This window comes from Nannocystis punicea, from assembly GCF_026965555.1.
GTDB classification, from domain to species: Bacteria; Myxococcota_A; Polyangia; order Nannocystales; family Nannocystaceae; genus Nannocystis; species Nannocystis punicea.
In genome coordinates this window covers 2,284,380-2,307,135 of sequence record NZ_CP114040.1, presented here as the reverse complement: position 1 = coordinate 2,307,135, position 22,756 = coordinate 2,284,380, and the positions used below count along the sequence as shown (strand labels likewise).

19 protein-coding genes are annotated in these 22,756 nt (G+C 72.9%); 6 read left to right on the top strand and 13 right to left on the bottom strand.

Translation table 11 applies throughout. The annotated features are described in order from the left end of the window. Positions 1-43 precede the first annotated feature (43 nt). Genes selA through O0S08_RS08865 form a run of 3 tightly spaced genes read right to left on the bottom strand, consistent with a single transcriptional unit; the run spans position 44 to position 3,248 of the window. Positions 44-1,393, bottom strand: coding sequence for an L-seryl-tRNA(Sec) selenium transferase (selA, locus tag O0S08_RS08875; RefSeq protein ID WP_269038604.1), 1,350 nt, complete (start codon positions 1,391-1,393; stop codon positions 44-46). A gap of 5 nt (positions 1,394-1,398) precedes the next feature. Further along, positions 1,399-1,863 (bottom strand): FHA domain-containing protein, encoded by a 465-nt coding sequence (locus O0S08_RS08870; protein WP_269038603.1) that lies wholly within the window; start codon positions 1,861-1,863, stop codon positions 1,399-1,401. A gap of 14 nt (positions 1,864-1,877) precedes the next feature. Further along, positions 1,878-3,248, bottom strand: a complete 1,371-nt coding sequence (locus O0S08_RS08865) for a ComEC/Rec2 family competence protein (RefSeq protein ID WP_269038602.1) — start codon at positions 3,246-3,248, stop codon at positions 1,878-1,880. Between the two features lie 583 nt (positions 3,249-3,831). On the opposite strand from O0S08_RS08865, the gene O0S08_RS08860 reads away from it, so the two are divergent. The 4 genes from O0S08_RS08860 (at position 3,832) to O0S08_RS08845 (ending at position 9,856) form a co-directional block, all read left to right on the top strand. Then, positions 3,832-5,526 (top strand): MXAN_5187 family protein, encoded by a 1,695-nt coding sequence (locus O0S08_RS08860; protein ID WP_269038601.1) that lies wholly within the window; start codon positions 3,832-3,834, stop codon positions 5,524-5,526. Between the two features lie 106 nt (positions 5,527-5,632). After that, positions 5,633-6,208 (top strand): peptide deformylase, encoded by a 576-nt coding sequence (gene def, locus O0S08_RS08855; protein ID WP_269038600.1) that lies wholly within the window; start codon positions 5,633-5,635, stop codon positions 6,206-6,208. Positions 6,209-6,990: 782 nt separating this feature from the next. Further along, on the top strand, positions 6,991-8,442 hold the full coding sequence (locus O0S08_RS08850) for a hypothetical protein (protein ID WP_269038599.1): 1,452 nt from the start codon (positions 6,991-6,993) through the stop codon (positions 8,440-8,442). 397 nt (positions 8,443-8,839) lie between these two features. Further along, entirely contained in the window at positions 8,840-9,856 is a 1,017-nt protein-coding gene (locus tag O0S08_RS08845; RefSeq protein ID WP_269038598.1) for a CHAD domain-containing protein, read from the top strand. 7 nt (positions 9,857-9,863) lie between these two features. Here the strand turns inward: O0S08_RS08845 and O0S08_RS08840 are convergent, their stop codons facing one another. The 8 genes from O0S08_RS08840 to O0S08_RS08805 form a co-directional block, all read right to left on the bottom strand. After that, the gene (locus O0S08_RS08840; protein WP_269038597.1) at positions 9,864-10,268 is read right to left on the bottom strand and encodes a hypothetical protein; all 405 of its coding nucleotides are present in this window, start codon (positions 10,266-10,268) and stop codon (positions 9,864-9,866) included. Between the two features lie 12 nt (positions 10,269-10,280). Beyond that, positions 10,281-10,922 (bottom strand): hypothetical protein, encoded by a 642-nt coding sequence (locus O0S08_RS08835; RefSeq protein WP_269038596.1) that lies wholly within the window; start codon positions 10,920-10,922, stop codon positions 10,281-10,283. A 113-nt stretch (positions 10,923-11,035) separates the two neighbouring features. Continuing rightward, the gene (locus tag O0S08_RS08830; protein ID WP_269038595.1) at positions 11,036-11,839 is read right to left on the bottom strand and encodes a hypothetical protein; all 804 of its coding nucleotides are present in this window, start codon (positions 11,837-11,839) and stop codon (positions 11,036-11,038) included. Between the two features lie 138 nt (positions 11,840-11,977). Continuing rightward, positions 11,978-12,412, bottom strand: coding sequence for a hypothetical protein (locus O0S08_RS08825; protein WP_269038594.1), 435 nt, complete (start codon positions 12,410-12,412; stop codon positions 11,978-11,980). A 241-nt stretch (positions 12,413-12,653) separates the two neighbouring features. Continuing rightward, on the bottom strand, positions 12,654-13,625 hold the full coding sequence (locus tag O0S08_RS08820; RefSeq protein ID WP_276082590.1) for an L-threonylcarbamoyladenylate synthase: 972 nt from the start codon (positions 13,623-13,625) through the stop codon (positions 12,654-12,656). Between the two features lie 162 nt (positions 13,626-13,787). Next, entirely contained in the window at positions 13,788-14,768 is a 981-nt protein-coding gene (locus tag O0S08_RS08815; RefSeq protein WP_269038593.1) for a serine/threonine protein kinase, read from the bottom strand. Positions 14,769-15,002: 234 nt separating this feature from the next. After that, positions 15,003-15,530 (bottom strand): carboxymuconolactone decarboxylase family protein, encoded by a 528-nt coding sequence (locus O0S08_RS08810; RefSeq protein ID WP_269038592.1) that lies wholly within the window; start codon positions 15,528-15,530, stop codon positions 15,003-15,005. Positions 15,531-15,565: 35 nt separating this feature from the next. Beyond that, positions 15,566-16,099 (bottom strand): peroxiredoxin, encoded by a 534-nt coding sequence (locus O0S08_RS08805; protein WP_269038591.1) that lies wholly within the window; start codon positions 16,097-16,099, stop codon positions 15,566-15,568. Between the two features lie 210 nt (positions 16,100-16,309). On the opposite strand from O0S08_RS08805, the gene O0S08_RS08800 reads away from it, so the two are divergent. Then, positions 16,310-17,806 (top strand): sigma 54-interacting transcriptional regulator, encoded by a 1,497-nt coding sequence (locus tag O0S08_RS08800; protein WP_269038590.1) that lies wholly within the window; start codon positions 16,310-16,312, stop codon positions 17,804-17,806. Between the two features lie 96 nt (positions 17,807-17,902). Here the strand turns inward: O0S08_RS08800 and O0S08_RS08795 are convergent, their stop codons facing one another. Further along, positions 17,903-18,559 (bottom strand): zf-TFIIB domain-containing protein, encoded by a 657-nt coding sequence (locus tag O0S08_RS08795; protein WP_269038589.1) that lies wholly within the window; start codon positions 18,557-18,559, stop codon positions 17,903-17,905. Between the two features lie 64 nt (positions 18,560-18,623). Here O0S08_RS08795 and O0S08_RS08790 point away from each other — a divergent pair, with 64 nt between their 5' ends. Continuing rightward, the gene (locus O0S08_RS08790; RefSeq protein WP_269038588.1) at positions 18,624-19,214 is read left to right on the top strand and encodes an LOG family protein; all 591 of its coding nucleotides are present in this window, start codon (positions 18,624-18,626) and stop codon (positions 19,212-19,214) included. A 512-nt stretch (positions 19,215-19,726) separates the two neighbouring features. On the opposite strand, the gene O0S08_RS08785 is transcribed toward O0S08_RS08790, so the two are convergent. Then, on the bottom strand, positions 19,727-22,438 hold the full coding sequence (locus tag O0S08_RS08785) for a serine/threonine-protein kinase (protein WP_269038587.1): 2,712 nt from the start codon (positions 22,436-22,438) through the stop codon (positions 19,727-19,729). Positions 22,439-22,756 lie beyond the last annotated feature (318 nt).

Below are 22,756 nucleotides of genomic sequence, written 5' to 3'. Positions count from 1 at the left end.
GCCTCCTGTGGCCGATGGGACATGCTCTTCCGAACATGTCCTTTCAGCCATCCATCACGGCTCGCAGCGCCACCGCCAGCGCCTCCTCCTCCTCCGGCGCGATCGTCCGCAGGTCGAGCAGCAATTCGCCGCCGCTCACGCGGCCGACCACTCCGGCCCGCCGTAGCTGGGTCGCAATCGCCGTCGGGTCGGCGGTCGGCACCGCCAGCGCCGCGCTCGCCATCACGTCGCCCGGCAGCGAGCCCCCGCCGACCGTGGCCTCGCTGGCACGAACCTGTCCTGAAGACCAGCCGAGTCGCAGCGCCAGCGCCTCGGCCCGCGCGCGCAGCTGGCCCTCGGACCAGGCCATCATGCGCCGCAGCGGCAGCGTGTCCGCCTGCCCGCTCGCGTACGCGATCGCCGTCGCGTGCAGCGCCGCGACCGTCGTCTTGTCCGGCCGCAGCGCCCGCGCCAGCGGGTGCCGGCGGCACTTCCCGACCAGCGCGGCCGTCCCGGCGAGCAGCCCCGCCTGCGGACCGCCGAGCAGCTTGTCGCCGCTGCACGTCACCAGATCTGCCCCTTGCGACAGGTACTCCTGGACAGTCGGCTCGTCGCCCGCGATCCCGCCGAGCGAACCCGACCCGATGTCCGCGATCAAAGGCGCCCCGCGCTCACGAGCCAGCGCCGCCAGCTCGGCCAGCGTCGGCTGGTGCACGAACCCCGCCTGCGAGAAGTTGCTGAGGTGCACCCACAAGATCGCCGCCGCCCCGCGCGACTGCCCCGGCAGCTCGCCCGCGAGCCCCGCCGCGTAGTCGGCGAGGTGCGTGCGGTTGGTGCTGCCGACCTCCCACACCGGCGCGCCGCCGGCCGCCGCCATCTCGGCCACGCGAAAGCCGTCACCGATCTCCACCATCTGCCCGCGCGACAGCACCACCCCGTCGGCTCGCCCCACCGCGGTGCACGCCAGCAGCAGCGCCGCCGCCCCGTTGTTGACCACGTGCACGTCCTCGGCCCCGAGCAGCGCCGCCAGCAGCGGCCGCAACCACGTCAGTCGCGACCCGCGCCGGCCGGTCTCGACCTCGAATTCGAGCTCGCAGGTGCCCGCCGCCGCAGTCATCGCCGCGACTGCCTCTCGGGACAGGGGCGCCCGCCCGAGGTTGGTGTGCAGCAGCACCCCGGTCGCGTTGATCAGCGCGCGCGGCCGCGGCGACATCACCTCGGCCAGGCGCGCCGCCACCTCGCGAGCGATGACATCGACCTCGGGCGCCTCGGAGATCTCGCCGGCCTGGGCTCGCCGCCGCAGCTCGGCGAGGAGGTCGTTCACGTGCCGCTTCTGGATCGATCGCAGCGCCGGCGACGATGCGAGCGCGGGGTGGTCGAGGATCCGATCGACGCGAGGCAGACGGAGGGACATGCCCTCTACTGCTGCCACAAGAGCAGCGCCGCGACGAGCGCCGCGAAGCCCAGGGTCACCGCAGCCGGCAACAGCAGCGACTCGTCCGGCTCCGCCGCCAGGGCCTGCCGCACGCGCGTCACCGTCACCTCGCCGCCGCGCCGCAGCGCCGCGTCGACCTGCGCGCCGGGGTGATGCACGCGTAAGGAGATCCCTCCGACCACGATCACGTCGCCGTGGGCCAGCGGCGTCGCCCCGACCAGCGCCGCCCCGTCGCGGTACACCCCGTTCTTGCTGCCGAGGTCGGTCACGGTCAGCCCTTCCGGCGTCACGTCCAGCGCCGCGTGCACGCGCGACACGTCGTCACAGATCAGCGCCACCGCCGCCTGCGGATCGCGGCCGATCAGCGCCCGCCCCGGCGCCAGCGCGTGCGTCCGACCGCGCCCCGGCCCGCTCTCCTCGCGCACGAAGATCTCCGGCTCACGACCCACGCCCCGACCATAACCTATCTCTCGGGACCGGTCGCCCCCACGAACGCCCCGTCGATCCAGCACTCCGCGCCCGCCCCGTCCGGCCCCGCCCGCACCACCACGCGTCGCAGCCGCGTCCTCGCCTGGCACGCCTCCAGGTGTACGCGCAACGACTTGACCGACGGTCCTTCGGGACATGTCCCTTCGAACATCATCCCCGTCCGCTCGAGCTCCGCCTGCACCGCCGCGGCCGCCGGCGGGCTGCGAGGCGCCGCCACCATCGCCGCCCCGCGAAAGCCCAGCGCCGCCAGCAGCTCCGACCACGCCTCGGGCGCCAGCCACGGGTCGCGCACGCACGCCAGCGACGGGTCCGTGGCCGCCGGCACGATCACCGCCGCGCTGCGCGGCCCGCCGATCGCCACCCACGCCCGCGGCGGTTCGAGCACCCGCTCGCGCCCGACGTGGACCAGCACCGCCAGCACCCCCACGCACGGCAACATCCCCGGCACCCAGCGCAGCACCGCCGGCCGTCGCACCACCAGCCGCAGCACCAGCCCCACCACCGCCAGCCCCGCCAGCAGCCCTCGCGGCGGCTCCGGCACGCGCGCCGCCAGCCCCGCCAGGTCGATCACCACCTGCCCGCCGAGCGCCGCCGGCCGCAGCGCCGCCGGCCCCCACCACGGCGTCGCGATCAGCCCGAGGATGCCGAGCGGCAGCACCCACAGCGTGAACACCGGCACCGCGATCACGTTGGCCAGCACCCCGATCAGCGACGCCTGGCCGAAGTGAAACAGAACGATGGGCAATGTCCCGAAGGACACCCGCCAGCTCTGCGCCACCAGCCCGCGCGGCGCCGTCGGGTGCACCAGCACCGCCATCGCCGCCAGCGACAGCTGCAGCCCCGGGTCGAGCGACCAGGCCGGACGCCACGCCAGCATCGCCGCCGCCGTCCACGCCAGCGCCGTCAGACCGTGCCCTGGGCGACCCGTCAGCGTCGCCACCTGGGCCAGGCCGAACATCACCGCTGCGCGCAGCGCCGGTGGTTCGCCGCCTGTCACCCCCAGGTAGGCCAGCACCGGCAGCCAGGCCAGCGCCGCCGCCAGAGTCAGCGATCCGCCGATCAGCAGCCCCGCGCGCAGCAGCGGCGCCTGGACCAGCGCCGCGGCCACGGCCACGTTCATCCCGCTGACCGCCACCACGTGCCCGAGGCCCGCGCGCCGCAGCTCCATGCGTCGTTCGGGCGCGAGGGCCGCGGCCTGGCCCAACACCGACGCCACCACGAAGCCCAGCGCCGGCTCGCCCCGCGACGCCCGCGTCGTGCCCTCGCGCAGCTCGGCCACCGTTCGCCAGTAGCCCTCGCTCGGGGGACCGGCCCGCCACGCGTTCTCCACCGAAAACGCCGCCACGGCCCCGTCGCGGGCCGGATGGAAGCTTCCGGCGCCCGGCCACGGTGGACCCTCGCGGCGCGCGAGATCTCCGGCCTTTAGCCAGATCGGATCGCCCGCGGCAAGCGGACAAATTTCTTCGGGTACGTGGAGGGACCACACCCGCGAGCTACCGGCGGGCGTCGCGAACACGGCACAGCCCGCTGTCGCCGGGGCGCTCGCCCCGCGGACCGTCACGCGGACCAGCCCGGGCCCCGCGATGTCCGGCGTTTCCGACCCCGGAAGCCGCCCACGGGCCGCTCCCGCCAGGCCTGCGGCCAGCACCACCGCCGGGGCTCCCGTCCTGCGCAGCACCAGAGCCGAGCCCGCGAGCAGCCCTGCGAGCCCTGCAAGCGCTGCTGAGTCCGCCGGCGCAATTTGCGCAAAACCGAGCACGACACCGACACACCAGGCCAGGCAGAAACACAGCGGGAGCACCTGGAAGAGTCGCTGCGACGGCCTGTCTTTTTGCAGCAGGGCGGGCGCGGACTTGCCCGGCCCTAGGACCTCGGATGCACTGCGAAATTGCCAGCGCCGGCCGCGTGGCCCTACACTAGGCCCAATCGTGCTGCTGACGAAGATCTGGGCTGCAATCCTCGCATGCCTCGCGACGGCCTTCCTCGCGGGTATGTTCCTCCTGTCTTTTGGGACCGCTGGAGGCTTCACGGACGCGGACCGTGCCGCACTCAAGGCGAAGACCGAGGCCGGTGTGGTCGCGCTCGAGGCCGCGATCCAGGCCTCACCCGTCGCGCGAGCGCCGGCCATCCTGTCCGATCCGTATCTCAAGCTCGCGCTCAATCCGGGTCAGCCCGGAATCGGCAAGGTGACTCCGCCGTCGCTGGCCGACGCCTTCGCCACCGCCGCGAATTCTGCGGTGCTGTCCGACAACACGCAGATGACCGTCGGCCTGTTCGACAAGTCGGGCGCGCTGCTGGTCTACGCTGGCGGCGGGCACGACGAGCTCGTCGAGGCCGCGCTGCTGCCGAACTTCGTGACCGCGGCGACCGACAAGGAGGACCAGTTCTCGGCGGCGCTGCGCGGCACGCTTCACGTCGCGCGGATCTCCAAGGCCGACGAGGCTGGCCGGCGACTGGTCGCGATTCACCCGCTCGACCTCGGCGCCAACTCGATCTTCCGCCGGATCCTCGGCACGCAGAACCCGGCCGCGCTGGTGCGCAGCGGGCAGCCGCTCGAGAACACCCTCATCAACCCGGGCAACAGCGGCGACGCGCTGACCAAGTTCGCCACCGAGCACGGCAAGGACGCCCCCGGCGTCGGTGCCAGCGACGCGTACAAGGTCGGTGAGGGCCTCAACGCGCGCATCGGCTCGATCGGCCGCGTGCCTGGTCCGGCCGGCGCGGGCGACGACGGCGCCATGCTCGTCGTGCTCTCGGCCAACACCGCCGCCGCCGGTCAGAAGGATCTGTTCACTGCGCTGGGCGACGCCAAGGCCAACGGCCTGAGCGGCGAGCACCTGGCCATCCTCCTGTTCGTGCTGGCGATCGGCATCGCCCTCGCGCTCTACCTGCCGAACCTCGAGGCCGCGAACCCGATCCGCCGCCTCACCGCCGAGTTCAACGCCATGCGGCTCGGCTCGCAGCAGCAGCTCTTCTACGACACCTACGGCACCGGTCCGGTCGCCGAGCTGGCCAAGTCGGCGCACGCGTATCACGAGGCGCTGCGCTCGAGCCTCGCGGCCGGCGTCGCCGAGGAGGACGGCGATCCCAGCGGTCGCGCTTCGCGGCGCGTGCAGGCCGTGAGCCCGACGCGTTCGCACCGCAAGGTCGGCCGCACCGGCGCTGCCGATCGCGTCGATGCGCCGCCCGTGGTCGCCACCCCCGGCCCGGCCGAGGACGAGGCGCCGACCATGGCGCACCCGTCGGTGCCTTCGTCGTCGCAGCCCGCGGCTGGCCGCGGCCCCGGCTTCTTCACGATGCCCGCGACCAAGCCGCTGCGCTCGCGCGAGACCGTCATCGGCAACCTGATGACGATGGACAACGACGCCCAGGGCAGCGGCCCCGAGCCGGCCAAGGACGACGCGGTCCGCGAGGCCTACTACCAGGAGGTCTTCGAGGAGTTCGTGAAGTTCAAGCTCGAGAACAACGAGCCGATCGACAACTTCACGTACGAGAAATTCGCCACCAAGCTGCGGGCGAACACTGCCGAGCTGATGAAGCGGCCGGACGTCAAGGACGTGCAGTTCTCGGTCTACATCAAGGACGGCAAGGTCGCGCTCAAGGCGCGCGTCGTCCGCGGGTAAGCGCACGTCGAGCGGCGGCCTGAGCGGGCCGCGAGCGCCGGGGCCCGGGCCGGACCGTCATGGTCCCCCCGGGCCTCCGCATGTCGCGTGCATTACACTGGGCCCGATGCCGATCCTCAAAGTCGCCCAGATCGGGCACCCCGTGCTGCGCCAGAAGGCCCGCGAAGTCAGCCGCGAGGAGCTGCTGACGCCGGCGTTCCAGGCGTTCATCGACTCGATGATCGAGACCATGCGCGACGCCCAGGGCGCCGGGCTCGCCGCCAACCAGGTCCACGAGCCGGTGCGCGTGTGCGTCATCGAGGTCAAGGACAACCCGCGCTACCCCTACAAGCCCAACATCCCGCTGACGATCCTCATCAACCCAGTGCTGACCCCGCTGTGCGGCACGCGGTTCGAGAACTACGAGGGCTGCCTGTCGGTGCCCGACCTGCGCGGCATCGTTTATCGCTCGGTCGAGATCCGCGTCGAGGCGTGGGACCGCTTCGGCAACCCGATCGACAAGGTCGTCCGCGGCGTCACTGCCGGCACCTTCCAGCACGAGTGCGACCACCTCGACGGCATGCTGTTCGTCGACCGCGTCGAGGACCCGCGGACCTTCTGCACCTGGAAGGAGTTCGCGCGCCAGCACGAGCCCCGCTTCCGCGAGCACGTCAAGGAGCTCGTCGAGCACTACGGCTCCTGACGCCCACGCCCCTCTGCGCCTCGCCAGGTCTCTCGCGTCGCGCTGCCGTTCGGCGACCTCGCCGGGCGCCGACCGACGTCCTCCCGCGCGTCGCCCGGCCCTCGCCTCCGCACCTCACCGATCGGCGCCGAGCGACGCCTCGCCCCGCCTCCGCACCTCGCCGATCGGCGCCGAGCGACGCCTCGCCCCGCCTCCGCACCTCACCGCTCGGCGCCGAGCGACGCCTCGCCCCGCCTCCGCACCTCGCCGATCGGCGCCGAGCGACGCCTCGCCCCGCCTCCGCACCTCACCGATCGGCGCCGAGCGACGCCTCGCCCCGCCTCCGCACCTCACCGATCGGCGCCGAGCGACGCCTCGCCCCGCCTCCGCACCTCACCAGGTCCGCGCCGGGTACGTCCTCCGTGCATCGCCCGGCCTCTCGCCCCCCGCGCCTCGCCGGGCCGCGTCCCTCCGTCCGCGTCTCACCCGACCGGCTGCGACGCCTCGCAAGCCCTGCTCGCCGGTCCTCCTCCCGCGCGTCGCCCGACCCGCCCCCCGGTCGGGCCTCACCGACCCGCGCGTCCGCGTGCCAAGATGACATGCCTTTCAGGGCATGCTCCAAGGGTCATGTCCTGATCGCCAGCTTCGGCTCGCGATCGCCGCGGATCGCCCGCGCGCAGCGGCGCCCGCAGACGCTGGCCCGCGAAACTGGCGGTTCCGGGGGCGCGAGCGGCCCGGAGGGGCGCGGGGGGGCGGGTTCGGGCGGGCGCGTGCGGGCTTGCGATGGTACACTCGCGCCGCACGTGACCCCCACGCGCCGCATCCTCGCCGCCGCCCTCGGCTCGCTGGCCCTGCACCTGTCGCCGCTCTTGCCCGGCGGCTGCGGCCTGAACATCAAGCTCGAGATGCCGGAGCTCGAGTTCGAGGTCACGCAGTTCGAGACGGTCGAGCTCGATCAGGAGCTCAAGGGCGCGCGGCCGCCCGAACCGCAGCTCGAGCCCGAGGTCCCGCCCCCGCCGATGGGCCCCGACAAGCCGCCGGAGGTCGACGGGCCCAAGCCCGAGGAGAAGCCGCCCGAGCCGCCGAAGCCCAAGCCGAAGTTCGGCGAGAAGACCTCGCGGGTGGCCGAGCTCGGGCCCGGCAGCAGCAACTTCTTCATGTTGCTGGCGGCCAAGAAGGTCTCGGGCCTGCCGTTCGCCGACGCGATCGTCGAGATCATGTCGCCGCTGCCCGACTTCGACTTCATCGTCACCGGCGGCGGCTTTCATGCCCTCAAGGACTTCAACTACATCGTCATCGCCAGCCCGAACCTGCGCGACCTGACGCAGACCTTCCTCGCCGTCGAGTACCGGCTGTCGCAGGCCGAGGTGCAGGCCGGCCTCGAGCGTGCCGCCGCGGGCGAGGGCGAGAAGATCGAGTGGGAGGTCCGCGACGGGCGGACCATGGGCAACCCGCGGCCGATCGCCGACCCCGACCAGGACGACGACCCGCGGTGGTTCGTCTTCCTCGACGACGACGTCGCCGTCTACGTGCGCGAGGAGTTCCTGCCGGCGATCACCGCCGGCCCCGACGAGTCGAAGGGCGACACCGCCGGCAACTTCGTCGCCAACCTCACCAAGCTGAAGACCTTCGCCGCCCGCGAGCCGCGGGCCGGCCTCCAGCTCGTCCTCAAGGACATCCACGCCGTCGTCAAGCTCAAGGGCGAGCCGCCGTTCCCGATCCCCAACAACCTCGAGCTCATGGCCGAGGCCGCGTCGTCGCCCGAGCTGGTGATCAAGAGCGAGTACCTCGACGCCGTCGACGCCACCAAGATGGAGCGGCAGTGGAGCGAGGACCTCCCGGCCTTCATCGACGACAAGGTCCCGTTCTACGCCCGCTTCATGGTCCGCAGCTTCTACGAGGCCACCGAGGTCGCCCGCGACGACAAGTCCCTCAACCTGCGCGCCGACTTCACCAAGGACCAGGCCAAGTTCATCCTCGAGCAGATCGCCGAGCAATCGCGCCGCATGCTCCGCCGCACCCCCGAGCAGCTCGAGGCCGCCCGCAAGCAACGCGAAGAGATGTGGGCCGCCCGCAAGAACGGCAAGCTGACGCCGAGCGAGGCCCTCACGCCCAAGGACCCGGGCAAGTCGGGCAAGCCGCCGGGCGAGCCCGTGAAGCCGCCCGGCCTGCCGCAAGACGGCGGCCCCGCCCCGGGCATCCCGTCCGACGCGCCCCCGGTGACGCCTCCGCCCGCGCCCGCCCCGTCGCCCTGAGCAGGCGCCGCAGCGGCGAAGCGTCCCAGGACGTCCGCGCTCGCGGTGATTCCCGCGGAGGATGAACCGCGGGCCCGGCGACCACACGCTCGAGCACTCGGCTGCCTCGGCGCGCCGCGACATGGGGACCCGCCGGGGACGCCGCCACCTCGCTGGCTCGCCTCCCGAACGCTCGAGCTCGCCGCCGCATCCGCCGCCGTGGTTCGACAAGGGCCCTCCGCCGGCGCGGGGCCCTTGTCCCGCGCTCCGGTACGCATGGGCCCGCTCGGCGCACGCATGGGGCCGGGGGCCCGCAGCGGGCCCCTCCGTCGCATGCCCTTCGACACATGTCCATAAGGACATCCTACCTGTCCGCCGCCCCGTGGATCGTCGCCCACCTGCGCGCTATCGTGACAGCATGGCCTACCGCCTCTCCCGCAGCGAATCCATCCATCAGGCGGCGGTGCGGATCGCCGGCGAGGAGCTCGGCGAGGCGATCGCCCGCCTGCGCGAGGCCCATCCGGAGGCCGAGGACACGCACACGCGCGTCCACGCGGCCCGCAAGGCGATCAAGCGCACGCGGGCGCTGGCCCGCCTGCTGCGCGACGGCCTCGCCGCCGGCTTCCACCGCGACAACCTCGACCTTCGAGACGCCGCCCGCCGCCTCGCCGAGCGCCGCGACGCCGCCGTCGCGGCCGACGTGTTCACCCACCTCGTGCCGGAGCCCGAGGGCGCGCTGGCCCTCGTGGGCGACCGCCTCGCGGCAGTGCGCGACCAGGTCGTCGCCGGTGAGGACGCGCTGGCCGCCGCCGCCGCCGACCTTGCCCGCGTGCACAGCCGCAGCGCCGACTGGCCGCAGCTGGGGGGCGGCTGGAGTGTCCTCGAACCTGGCCTGAAGACCAGCTACGAGCGAGGCAGTCGGGCCATGCGCAACGCCTTCGCCGACCCGACCCCGGCCGCCTTCCACGCGTGGCGCAAGCGGGTCAAGGACCTCTGGTACCACACCCAGCTGCTGCAGAGCGTGTGGAAGCGGGTGCAGGCGGCCTGGGCCGACGCGCTCGAGGAGCTGTCGGACACCCTGGGCGAGGACCACGACCTCGAGGTCCTGCGCGTCGCCCTCGGCCAGCACCCCGACCTCGACGCCGACGCCCGCCGCGACGTCCTCGCCCGCGCGGAAGCCCGCAGCGCCGAGCTCCGCGCCCGCGCCTGGACCCTCGGCCAGCGCCTGTACGCCGAGCGCCCGCGCCGCTACGTCGCCCGGATCGGCCGCTACTGGGAGGTCTGGCGCAGCGCCGACCGCCCCGCCTCCGCCGCCCCTCCCTGCCCGGGAGCCCGACTCCGGCCGACCTCCCTGTCGCCCGACCCCGAAGTCATCTGTCCTGGAGAACATATCGGTTCGGACATGCCCTGCAAGCCAGACGGCGAGGTCGACTAGCCGCCTCTCAATCCTCGCCCACGTACCCGTCCTCGAAGCAGTACAGGCGCCGCTCCGTATTGCAGCTGGAAGCCAGCGCGACGGTCCACTGCCGCTCGGCCTGCCACGTCTCCCACGCCGGGCCCATTTCGACCGCCAGCCCGTTGAGGCCGCGCATGGCCTCGGACTGAGCGGCCGCCGAGGTCCAGCTGTCGCAATGGTCGACCGGGTGGAGCACGCCTCCGAGCCCGGTGGTATTGGTCCACACGAACTGCTCGGTCACCATCGCGCCGGTCTCGTCGACGGAGATCCCGACACGCGGCCCGTCGTCGACCAGCTCGGCGAAGTCGGCCGCGATCACCCGCCCGCTGCGGAGCATGTAGGGCACCTTCTCCAGCTCGATCTGCTCGAAGCGCGTCGTCGGCGACTGCACGCCGTCCGACAGTCACGCGCGGAACGTATTGGCGTTGTCGAGCCCGACCGCCTTGGCGCGGTCACGGCAGCGGATGTCGGCCCCGTCGAGCCCGCCCAGCGCCCCCGTGTACGCCTGGCTGGTCACGAACACCAGACGGCCCTGCCACGTACAAGTGGCACGGCATGGCGGCTTTTGACCAGTCCCGAGCCCGGTCCCGTTGAGGTTGCCCATGTCGCACACCTCGAGGCCCTCGTCGACGATCCCGTCGCCGCAGTGGGCCGCGAGCCGACAGCTGTCGCAGCCGCCGTACTCGCTCGAGTTGCCGTCGCCGAGGTCGCACGCCTCCACGCCCGCCCACACCAGGCCGTCCCCGCACGCCGCGGCGGCGCATTGATGGGTGCACGCGCCGTCGTCGGCGTTGGCGGGGCCGTCATCGCACGCCTCGCCGGCGTCGAGGACCCCGTCGCCGCAGTACGACTCGACGCTCGTGGTGCCGGTGGTGGTCGAGGTCCCGCTCGGGTCGGCCGTGGTGGTCGGCGCATCGCTCGTGCTGCTCGTGAGCTCGGGAGCCCCCGTGGTGACCGGCGCCGCGGTGCTCGTACCCGGCTCGCTCGCAGTTGTCCCCGGCGCGCCCGGATCCTCGCCCGTGCAGCCACATGCCCCGAAGGACATGCTCGTAAAGACACCCAGGAGTAGAGTCTTCCTCATCGGCGTCATTGCCCCTCGAAGCAGTAGAGACGGGCCGCGTCGAGGCACGTCGTCGGGTTCGCCACCGCCGCGTACGTCTACTGCGAGTCGGTCGCGGAGGGGGTGCCGAAGTAGCCCGACTGGTCAGCGAACGTCGCCGACGTCCAGTCCTCGCAGTGTGTCGCGCCCGGCACGGCCGTGCCGTCGGGCATCGTCCCCGTCCACGCGCCCGCGCCTGCGACCGGCTGGCCGTGCTCGTCGATCTCGATCGCCGCCAGCAGCGGCCCGGCGAGCAGGGCCGCGAAGCTGTCCGCGACCACCACCCCGTCGGGCCGCACGTAGCGGCCTTCTCCGGCGAACACCCGCTCGTGCGCCGCCACCGTCGAATCGCTGAGCCAGGCGGCGTACGTGGAGAACCCGGGCAGATCGCCGGCCTGGGCCAGCTGGCGGCAGATCCCGTCGGCGAACTCGAGCCCGCCGATCTCGTCAGGCTGGAGCTTCTCGCTGGTGACGAACACGACGCGCTCACGCCGGCAGCTCGCGTCGCACGCCTCATCGTCCTCCGCGCCGCCGTCGTCGCACTCCTCGCCCTCGTCGACGATCCCGTCGCCGCAGCTCGCCGGCGCCTCGCCGCTCGTGCCGCGGCTCGTCTCGATCGCGCCGCTCGTGCTCGTGCTCGTGCTCGTCGACTCGCCGGTCGTCTCGCCGGTCGTCTCGCCGCTCCCGGAGCCCGAGCCCGGGTCGACGTCGATCGTCGTGGTCATCACCCCGGTGTCCGGGCCGCCGCTGCTCGAGCCGGTCGAGGAGCTGGTCTCCAGCTGCCAGTCGAACATCTTCAGCCCCGGCGCCACGCACCCGGAGGCGAGCAGACAGGCGAACACGAGCGCGACGGGCCGCTTCACGATCTCACCGTAACAGCGCGCGAACACGCGCACAAGGCCCGCGCGTCCCCGCGGAGCGACGCTTGCCGACGAGCGTGAACCCCGCACTCGCACTCGCACTCATGCTGTCCTTTACGACATGTCCTTTCGGTTCATCGCTCACCGCCGCCCGGCCACGCGACCGCGGAGCCAACGCCGCGCGCAGGCGAACCAACCCTCGGGTCGGGGCTCGACGAGCGTCTCGTCCGGCGACGGAGTCGCCAGGCGGAGCGCCGCGGCCAGCGTCTCGGGGGTGAGGTAGAGCGCGCGCATCGTCGCCCGTCCCGGCTCGTGGTCGCCGAGCGACGCGAAGGCGTGCGGCGCGAACACTCCCAGCGCGCGGCTGCGATAGCGCAGCCGGCCCCGCCTGCTCTCCTCGCGCCAGAACTCCGGCGTCAGCAACTGCGCCGCCAGCTCCGGGTCGTCCGTGAGCGGCGTGACGCGGTAGCTGATCCAGAACATGTCCTCGAAGCGAGGCTCGCTCAGGCAGGCGATCGCGCGCTCCTCGAGCACGACGTCCCAGCCCTCGGACCGCCCGTAGTCGGTCGCCTTCAACCGACGCTTACGCTCCCGCGCCGCGCTCCCGCCGAACACCTCGTCGAGCCTAGCCGAGCGCGTCCTCCCGCACCACGCCATCGGCTCGCGGCCAGAAACTGGCCCCTTCGCCCGAGCTCGCCTGTCACCGGCGGTGCGATCGCTACGGCGCCCTCGCGCCCCGCCGGCGCTCGCACACTCGCTCGTCGACTCGACCTGTCCCGAAGACCATCTTCCAGTCAAGCCCCGCCACCGGGCCCGCTCAGCGCTCGGCCGCGCGACGCAGGCGATCGGCGATCGCCCGCCCGAGCCCGACCTCGGGGACGGTCTCGACCACGATCGTCTCGACCTCCGGCGCGTCGAGCTCGCGCAGCGCGGCGAACAGCGCGTGCGCGTAGCCGTCGAGCTCGGCCGGCATCGTCCGCCAGCGGCCGACGAACCCGGGCGGCCGCGGCCGCTGGCTCATCACCGCCACGGTCGGCCCGCCCATCGCGGCCGCCTCGCCGGGCCCGACCAGCACCACCCGGGCCCGCGGCGCGTAGTGGCGGTGACGCAGACCTGGCGATCGGGACATGGCCTCCGGGTCCTGTCCCGAGAGCATGTCGACCTCGCCGACGACCGCCCGCAGGGCCTCGACCGGCAGCCCGCCGACGCGCAGCACCATCGGCACCGGGCGGGTCGCGTCGACGACCGTCGACTCGAGCCCGACTGCGCAGGGGCCACCGTCGAGGATCACCTCGACCACGCCGTCGAGGTCGGCGAGCACGTGTTGGGCGGTCGTGGGGCTGGGCCGGCCCGACCGATTGGCCGACGGCGCCGCCAGCGGCCGGCCGCACACGCGCAGCAGCGCGAGCGCGGCCGGGTGCCCGGGGATCCGCACGGCCACAGTGTCCTGCCCGGCGGTGGTCGCGTCGGGCACCACCGGCGCGCGCGGCAGCACCAGAGTCAGCGGACCTGGCCACAAGGACATGAGGCGCTCGGCCGCCGGCGGCACCGCGCTCGCCAGCGCCCGCGCCTGCTCGGGCGCCGCCACGTGCACGATGAGCGGGTTGTCCGCCGGCCGCCCCTTGGCCGCGAAGATCTGCCGCACCGCCGCGGGGTCGAGCGCGTCGGCGCCGAGGCCGTAGACCGTCTCGGTCGGGAACGCCACCAGCCCGCCGCGCCGCAGCACCTCGGCCGCGCGGTCGATGGCGGCCGGATCGTCGGCCGGTAACACCGCCGTCTTCACCGACACGACCCCTCGGCGAGCGCCGTCTGCCTGGCTGTCCCTTCGGTCATGCTCTCTCCGCCGGCGCCTCGCCCGCCTGTCCTGCCGGTCAGGCCTCCGCGCGGACGCCTGGCTGTCCCTTCGGTCACGCTCTCTCCGCCGGCCTCGCTGTCCGGAGGGACATGTCCTTCAGCTCAGCTTCGCCAGGTCGAGCAGCGCTTCCTTCATCTGCAGCGCGTCGGCGAAGCGGTGGTGGACCTGCTTGCCGCACGCCTTGGCGAAGAACGCGTCCATCGCCCGGGCCTTGACGGCGGGCACGCTGTCGGACAGGAAGTGGCTGACGGGCAGCGGCTCGCGCTCGCGGTGGGCCTGCAGGAGCGCGCGCGGGTGGGCGTCGAACAGGTCTTCGAACGGGTGGCGGCCGCCGGTGACGAGCTCGAAGAAGGTCATGCCGAGCGCGTAGAGGTCGGCGCGGTGGTCGATGTAGTTGCCGGGGATCGTCTGCTCGGGGGCGATGTAGCGGGGGTCGCCCATGATGTGGTGCGTGTTGTGCGACGACAGGTCGGACAGGTCGCGGGCGACGCCGAAGTCGAGCAGCTTGACCACGCGGAGCAGCGGGTCGTGCGAGTCGCGGGTGACGAACACGTTCGACGGCTTGATGTCGCAGTGGACGATCCGGCGCAAGTGGACGTAGCGCAGCGCGTCGAGGATCTGCGAGAAGATCTCGAGGATCACCGGGATGCCCATCGGCGTGCCGCTCTCGATGAACCAGCTGACGTCCTTGCCGCGCAGGTACTCCATCGCGAACCACAAGACGTCGAACTCCTCGGCCGTGCCGACCTGGCTGACGTGCACGAGGTTGTGGTGCATGAAGCTCGCGCACATGCGGGCCTCGCGGCGGAAGTGGCGGTGCGCCCACTCCGGCACGTCGTTCTTCATCACCTTGAGGGCGATGTAGCGGTTCATCAGGCGGTCGAACGCCTTGTAGACCTTGCTCATCCCGCCCTCGCCGAGGCGCTGCACGATCTCGAACTGGCTCGTGCCCGTCACCACCGTGCCGGGCGGCAGCTCCGTGCCCTGGTAGCCCTCGTACTGCGAGGTCGACGTCGGCGTGATGCCGGTCATCCCGGCGCCAGGCCGATTGCCGGTGTTTTGATCCTCGTTGGACACGTGGGGGAGCGCGGAGGGGTTGGGCTAGGTTATGCAACCTACACCACCTGGTCCCGTCTCGTCAGCCGTCCTCGCGGGGGCCGGGGCGGCGGGTCCGATGCAGGTCGCGGCGCGCACCTTAGCCGCAGGTGCGGGTGAAGCACAAAAGACAGGCGGGCGGCCCGGGGGGGCGAAATCGCCACACCCGCACCGCCCGCCTGCGCCCGGCGCCCGAGGCGCCGAGGCGAACAACGTTCAGACGCCGAGCTCGAGCGCGACTGCGACTCCGTGGACGACCGCGCCGGTGCGCACCGCGTCGTGGATCTGCTCCGCCGTGCCGCCGGCCTCGCGGATCGTCTTCTCGTGCGAGACGACGCACCGCTCGCAGCCGAAGACGGCGCTCACCGCCAGGCAGAACAGCTCAAAGTCGAGCTTCGAGCTGTGCGGCTTGGCGATCCGGGTCATGCGCAGGCGGGCCGGCAGCTTCTCGTAGTCCTCGCTGCCGACCATGTGCTTGAACCGGTAGTACACGTTGTTCATCGCCATCAGCGCCGCCGCCGCGCGGGCGTCCTCGATGGTCGCCGCGTCGACTTGTTCGCGCGCCGCGTCGACCAGCACCTGGGTCAGGGTCGCGTTGCGAGAGGCGATGGCGCAGGCCACCGCCGTCCCCCAGCGCTGCGCCGCGGTCAGCGACGACTCCTGCAGGACGTTCTGCAGGTTCACCTTGAGGTCCCTTGCGGCCTCCGGGAGCGACTCTCGCAGTGATTCGACGGTATTGGCCATGGTGTCCTCCTCTCCTCGCGCCGCGACCCTGCGGCTCACACGTTCAGGGTCGCCTCGCCCTTCTGCCAGTTGCACGGGCACAGCTCGTCGGTCTGCAGGCCGTCGAGCACGCGCAGCACCTCGGGCACGCTGCGGCCGACCGACAGGTCGTTGACCGACACCCAGCGGATGATGCCCTCCGGGTCGACGATGAAGGTCGCGCGCAGCGGCACGCCGTCCTTGTGCAGGATGCCGAGCGCCTGCGACAGCTCGCGCTTGGTGTCGGCGACCATCGGGATCTTCAGGTCCCGCAGGTCGTCGTGGTGGTTGCGCCACGCCAGGTGGACGAAGTGGGTGTCGGTGCTGACGCCGAGCACCTGCGTGTCGCGGTCGGCGAAGTCGCCGCTGCGGCGGCTGAACTCGGCGATCTCGGTCGGGCAGATGAACGTGAAGTCCATCGGCCAGAAGAAGAACACCCGCCACTTGCCCTGGTAGCTCTTGTCGTTGATCTCCGTGAACTCTTTGCCCTTGTCGCGGCTGACGACGGACTGGAGGGCAAACTGGGGGAACGTATCGCCTACGGTCAACATGGTCTGGTCTCTCTCTCTGCTTTGCTTGGGCGAGCGGCAACGCTCGCGGACATGGGTGCAATAGCAGGCGTCGGACCAAACGACAGACTGAACAATTCCAGACACTTGTCCGCTCGCTCGGGGTCGCGCGGCCCCGGCCCGCAGGTGGCCCACCGACCAATCGGTAGCTCGACACTGGCATTTCGGTGCAGCGCGATCCACACTCCGCCCATGGACACCGACGATCTACTGCGCCGCGGCCTCGACTGGGTCGCCCGGATCGCCCCGTACGACCTCGCAGCCGTGTTTACCCTCGACGAGGGCAGCCTCGTGGTCCGCGCCGCCCGCGGTCACCTCGCCAGCCAGGTCCGCGGCCACCGCATCGACCTCGCGCGCTTCCCGACCCTGCGCGAGGCGCTCGAGACGCGCCGGGCCCGCGCCTTCACCGAGGACGATCACCGCCACGGCGACGGCGATCCCTTCGACGGCGTCCTCGATCTCTCGCCCGGTCACGCCTGCATGGTCGTGCCGCTGCACGCCGCCGGCCGCTCGCTCGGGGTCCTCACCCTCGACCGCACCCACTGCGAGAGCTACCCGCAGTCGGTCGTCGACCAGGTCGAGACCTACGGGCAGATCCTCGGCCTCGCGCTCGACAACGCCGAGCGGCGCGTCGTGCTCGAGAACCTGCGCGAGGCGGAGCTCGAGCGGGCGCGCGAGCTCGACGAGGTCGCCGCCGGCTACGGCGTGCTCGAGCGCAGTGTCAGTCCGGCCGTGCGCGCGGTCGCGGCGCGCGCCCGCCAGGTCGCCCCCACCGACACGCCGGTGCTGATCCTCGGCGAGACCGGCACCGGCAAGGAGCGGCTCGCCCGCGCCCTGCACCGCTGGAGCGCGCGGGCCGACCGCCCCTTCGTCGCCATCAACTGCGCCGCCATCCCCGCCTCGCTGCTCGAGAGCGAGCTGTTCGGCCACACCCGCGGCGCCTTCACCGGCGCCACGCGCGACCGCCTCGGCCGGTTCCAGCTGGCCCACGGCGGCACCCTGCTGCTCGACGAGATCGGCGAGCTGCCGATCGAGCTGCAGGCCAAGCTGCTGCGGGTCGTGCAGGAGGGCGTGGTCGAGCCGGTCGGCAGCGACAAGAGCGTCAAGGTCGACGTCCGGATCCTCGCCGCCACCCACGTCGACCTCGAGAAGGCGATCGCCGGCGGCCGCCTGCGCGAGGATCTCTATTATCGCCTCGCGGTGTTCCCCCTGCGCCTGCCGCCGCTGCGCCAGCGCCTCGAAGACCTGCCGCTGCTGTGCTCCGCCATGCTCGCCGAGCAGAGCCAGCGCACCGGCCGGCGCGGCATGCGGATCAGCGACGAGGGCCTCGCCCGCCTGCGCGCCCACGCCTGGCCCGGCAACCTGCGCGAGCTCAGCAACGTCCTCGAGCGCGCGACGATCGTCACCTCCGGCGACGTCCTCGGCCCGGAGGCGTTCGAACTCGGGGACATGCCCTCCGGGACAGGGCCGATCGAGCATGCCCCCAAGGCCACCTCCGCCGCCGTCCCGCTGCAGCACGACGGCCGGATCGCCACGCTCGAGGAGGTGACCGCCCTGCAGATCCAGCGGGTCCTGGTCCACACGCGCGGGCGGATCTACGGCCCCGGCGGCGCCGCCGAGCTGCTCGGCGTGCCGCCCTCGACGCTGCAGAGCCGCATGAAGAAGCTCGGCGTCGCCCGCACCGCGTGAGGCCGGGGCGGAGCGCCGTGCCTCGCATGTTCACTGGATCATGTCCGAAGAGACATGCTCTTTTGAGCATGCCCCTTCGGGCATGCACCGATCCATTCAGTTGAAGAACAGATTCCACAGCACGTCGACCGCCGACGCGCCGACGCTCTCGTTGGCCACCGGGCGGGATGTCTCGAGCTGCGGGGGCGGGGGCGGCATGCTGCGGGCGGTCGCGCGGGCGCGGGCGGCCTCGCCGACGGCCCGGCCGCCGGCGCGGAGGAACGCCTCCACCTCCTCGAGCTCGCCGACGTCGAGGAACAGGCCGTGGTGGCGGCACTCGTCGACGATCACCCCGCTGATGGTCCCGAAGTTGCGACGGTTCATCACCTCGCGGCAGCGCGGGCACTCGCGGTAGCGGACGTCCGACTCGCGTGACACGGGAGCCGGCACCCGGGCGCGCAGATCGGCCTCGTTCTGGGCGCCGGTCCCGGGCGCGGGGTCGAGGCCGGAGGTCAGCGCCTCGAGCTCGCCGGCGTCGAGCCAGATCCCGCCGCAGGCTCCGCAGGCGTCGAACTCGACCCCGTGGCGGACGGCGGTCGGGTGCAGCGGCTCGCCGCAGCCCGGGCAGTCGCCGCCGCGGGGGCCCCGTTCACCTGCAGAGCCCGGCTCGGTCGGACCGGCGGCCAGCGGCTCCTCGGGCAGCAGGTCGGCGAGGGCCTGGGTGATCCGGGCCGCGCGGGCGCGAGACTCCTCGGTCGGGCGGGGGCGACGCACGACCGCACGATACCAGCGATCGCGCGGTCCCGTGGTAAGAAGCCCGCGAGCGCTCATGAGCACGATGCGAACATTCCGCCGGATCTGCATCTTCTGCGGCTCGAACAAGGGCACGGACCCGGCCTTCGCCGAGGTCGCGCGCGGCGTCGGCGAGCACCTCGCGCGCAGCGGCATCGGCGTCGTCTACGGCGGCGGCAAGATCGGGCTCATGGGCGAGGTCGCCGACGCCGCCCTGCGCGCCGGCGGGCAGGTGTTCGGCGTCATCCCGCAGAAGCTGAGGGACGTCGAGGTCGGCCACGACGGCCTCACCGAGCTGTTCGTGGTCGACAGCATGCACGCCCGCAAGATGATGATGGCCCAGCTCAGCGACGCCTTCGTCGCCCTGCCCGGCGGCTTCGGCACGCTCGAGGAGCTGTTCGAGGCCATCACGTGGATGCAGCTCGGCTACCACCGCAAGCCCGTCGGCCTGGTCAACGCCGGCGGCTACTACGACCACCTGCTCACGTTCCTCGACCACGGCGCCGCCGCGGGCTTCGTCCGCCCGACCCACCGCCCGCTGATGCTGTCGGCGCCCGACATCGTCGCCTTGCTCGAGATGATGGCGGTCGTCGAGATCCCCCACTTCAGCCTCGGCCACGCCCCGCCGCGCCTGTGAGCCGGACGGAAGACGCAGCCGGTCGTCGAGCTCCCCCTGCGAGCCACGGGCGGACTGAAGGCGCGGACAGTCTCCCGCGAGGACGACCAGATCGTGGCGACCGTCGGCGTCGGCGTCCGTGGCCCGCCACAGGACCCGGCCTCATCGGTCACGAGCGCGACGCGTCGTTCGGGATCGCCGTCCAGCTCGCGGCCGGCCGGGCCGCGAACGGCACGAGGCGCCCGAGGGGCGCTTTCAAGCCGCAACCGCCGCGGCCTCGCGGCACCCGCGTTCATGCCGGCCTGCTCGATCGGGCATGCCCGATCGAGCAGGCGCATACCGACATGCCCCGAGAGGCATGTTTTTTAGAACATGTCCTATTTGCCACGCTCGGCCAGCCACGCGTCGACCTCGGCGCGATCGCCAGCGGCGCCGAGGGGTGAGCCCCCTCGGCGGCGGCGCGGGCGAGCTCGCGGGCCTCGGGTCCGCTCGCGGGCCCGGCGGGTGCGGGCGAGTTCTTTTTTAAAAATGTCCTATTTGCCACGCTCGGCCAGCCACGCGTCGACCTCGGCGCGGTCGGCAGCGGCGCCGAGGGCGGTGAGCTCCTCGGCGGCGGCGCGGGCGAGCTCGCGGGCCTCGGCCTGGCTCGCCTTGCGGGTCCAGCGGGCGCGGGCGAGCGCGAAGCGGGCCCAGGCGGCGTCGCGGGGGCGTTCGTTGGCGGCGTAGAGCTGGAGCGCGCGCTCGAAGTGGCGGACCGCCTCGGCGACACGGCCGCGGCCGAGGGCGACCTCGCCGAGGCCGGTCAGGGCCGGCGCGACGTCGAGGTGGTCGGGCCCGCGGGAGGCCTGGAAGATGCCGAGCGCGCGCGAGTAGAAGCGCGAGGCCTTCTCGAAATCGCCGCGCTGGACGTGCAGCTCGCCGAGGCTCAGCAGCGCGTAGCCGACCTCGGGGTGCTCGGCGCCGAGGGCCTTGGCCGCGCCGACGGCCGCGCGCTCGAGCAGCTCGAGCGCCTTCGCCGACTCGCCGCGGCTGCGGTAGATGTTGCCGAGGTCCTGCTGGGCGTGCGACGCCTCGAGGCTCTCGGCGCCGTTGGTCTGCTCGCGGATCGCCAGGGCGCGCAGGCCGAGGCGCTCGGCCCCGTCGAGGTCGCCGCGGTCGAGCGCGAGGCGGGCCAGGTTGCCGAGCGCCAGCGCGACGTCGGGGTGCTCGGGCCCGAGGATCCGCTCGAACAGCTCGAGCGCGCGCTGGTAGCAGACGCGCGCGTCCTCGAGGCGGTCGCGGCGGTAGTGCAGGTTGCCGCGGTTGTTGAGCGGGCCGGCCATCTCGAGCTCGTCGACGCCGAGCTCCTCGCGGACGATGGTGAGGATCTGCTCCATCACCTCCTCGGCCTCGTCGAGCTGGCCGCGGTCGAGGTAGATGAGGCCGAGGATGTTGAGCACCCAGGTGCCGCGGACAGTGTCGGCCTCGCCGAGCGACACTGTCATCGCCTGCGCCAGCTTGGCCCAGCGGAGGCCCTCCTCGTGGCGGGCCATGCGGCCGCCGACCACGTCGGCCATGCCGGTGACGATGTCGGCGAGCAGCGAGTCCTGGCCGGTCTCCGCCGCCAGCACCATCGCCTCCTCGAGCCATGTCTCGGCCTGCTCGAGGTCGGTGACGTCGCTGGCGAACATCGCCGCGCGGAAGCGGGCCAGCGCCGACAGCGGCCGCCAGCCGACCGCGTCGGCCTCCGTGACCAGCTTGCGGCTCTGCTCGAGGCCCTCCTGGAAGCGACCGGTCGCGCCGAGGCTGCGGACCTGTCGCAGCGCCTGGCGCACGCGCAGCACCTCGGCGCGCACCTGCTCGTCGGCCGGCGGCGGCGATTGACGGGCCAGGTACGACAGGTCGAGGCAGGTCGTCGGCGGCGGCAGGTCGGACACCGCCGCCACCGCGTGCTGCACCGCGGCGGCGTCGGCCGCGACGAACCGCTCGAGCGTGCTCTCGAACGCCCAGCGGGCCTCGAGCAGGCACTCCTCGGCGCGGCCGACCAGGTCGCTCGACCAGCGCGGATCGATGCGGGGCATCATGCACAGCTTCGACTTCGCGCTCGCCCACCCCGCGGTGAACTCGTCGACGATGGTCGCCGCGCGCCGGAACGTGCGCTCGCCGAGCGCCGGCATCGCCGCGACGAAGGCCGCCTGCGCCGTCGGGCGCGCGGTCTCCCACTGCGACACCAGCTCCTGCCCGCCGTCCCAGCAAGCATCGGCCTGCCAGCGCGCCTGCAGGTTCTCGTACGCCACGTCGCCGACGACCAGGCCGCCCACCCCGAGGAACGCCGCCGCCGCGAACCTTCGCCGTCGCCGCGGCGTCCCGCTCTCGAGCTCCGCCAGCAGCGCCGCCATCGACGGCCAGCGCTGCGCCGGATCTCCCTGCATCCCGCGCTCGATCGCCTGCCGCAGCCACGACGGCACCTTGGCCGCGGCCGGCGGCTCGCGGCGCTTGTTGCCGAGGATCACCGCGCGGAAGTCCTCGGTGCTCTTGCCGGCGTACGGCCGCTCGCCGTAGACGCCCTCCCACAGCGACACGCAGAACGCGAACTGGTCGGTGCGCGCGTCGACGACCTCGCCGTTCCAGTGCTCCGGCGCCATGTAGGCCGGCGTGCCCATCAGCGAGCCCGCCTCGGTCACCCCGCTCCACAGCACCGCAGTGGGCGCGCGCATCACCGTGTTCTCCTCCGGGCTGCGCGTCGCCAGCTCGCCGCGCGCCAGGCCGAAGTCCATCACGCGCACGCGGCCGTCCTTGCCGACCATCGCGTTGAGCGGCTTGAAGTCGCGGTGCACCAGGCCCGCGCTGTGGGCCGCCGCCAGGCCGCGACCGGCCTGAAGATAGGCGCCGAGGATCTCCCGCTGCGAGTGGTTCTTGACCCACGTGTGCAGCGTCGAGCCCGACACGTACTCCATCGCCAGGTACAGAGTGTTGGCGTACTCGCCGACCTCGTAGACCTGGACCACGTTGGGGTGGGACAGCAGCGCCAGCGCCTGGGCCTCGCGGCGCATGCGGTCGCGCTCGTCGGGCCCGCCGGTGCCGCGCAGCAGCTTGATCGCCACCCGGCGGTTGAGGTCGGCGTCGTAGCCGAGCAGCACTTGCCCCTGCGCGCCGACGCCGAGGCGGCCCAGCACGTGGAAGCGGCCGATCCTGCGCGGGAGGTCGTCGCCCTCCGGGCGCGGCGCAGCTTCCACGCGGGTCTTGTCGTCCTCGGGAGCGCCCATGGTCGCGGGCCTGCGAGCATAGCCGGGTTCGTCGGGCCGCGGATCGCCGCCGACACTCGTTCGTCCCCAGAGGTCTCGCGCCCACGCCCGCGAACGCGTACGCACGTGGGTCCCGCGCGGTCGCTCACGCGGTCGCCGACGTGCGGGTCTGTCGCCCGACCCGTGCGGCCCAACCTCGCCGAGCGACGCGCTCGGCTGCTCGAGCGGCGCGATGCCCATGTCACCGCTCACGGCACTGCGACCTACGAGGTCGCCCTGCGCCTGGTACGGCTGGCCGAGTGACGCTTCGACACGCTCGACGACGACGCGCCTCCGAGT

Bases quoted from the DNA above. Each gene is read 5' to 3' on its own strand.
- selA (WP_269038604.1), bottom strand. From the start codon at position 1,393: ATGTCCCTCCGTCTGCCTCGCGTCGATCGGATCCTCGACCACCCCGCG.
- def (WP_269038600.1), top strand. From the start codon at position 5,633: ATGCCGATCCTCAAAGTCGCCCAGATCGGGCACCCCGTGCTGCGCCAG.
- O0S08_RS08845 (WP_269038598.1), top strand. From the start codon at position 8,840: ATGGCCTACCGCCTCTCCCGCAGCGAATCCATCCATCAGGCGGCGGTG.
- O0S08_RS08835 (WP_269038596.1), bottom strand. From the start codon at position 10,922: ATGTCCTTCGGGGCATGTGGCTGCACGGGCGAGGATCCGGGCGCGCCG.
- O0S08_RS08810 (WP_269038592.1), bottom strand. From the start codon at position 15,530: ATGGCCAATACCGTCGAATCACTGCGAGAGTCGCTCCCGGAGGCCGCA.
- O0S08_RS08805 (WP_269038591.1), bottom strand. From the start codon at position 16,099: ATGTTGACCGTAGGCGATACGTTCCCCCAGTTTGCCCTCCAGTCCGTC.
- O0S08_RS08800 (WP_269038590.1), top strand. From the start codon at position 16,310: ATGGACACCGACGATCTACTGCGCCGCGGCCTCGACTGGGTCGCCCGG.
- O0S08_RS08790 (WP_269038588.1), top strand. From the start codon at position 18,624: ATGCGAACATTCCGCCGGATCTGCATCTTCTGCGGCTCGAACAAGGGC.
- O0S08_RS08785 (WP_269038587.1), bottom strand. From the start codon at position 22,438: ATGGGCGCTCCCGAGGACGACAAGACCCGCGTGGAAGCTGCGCCGCGC.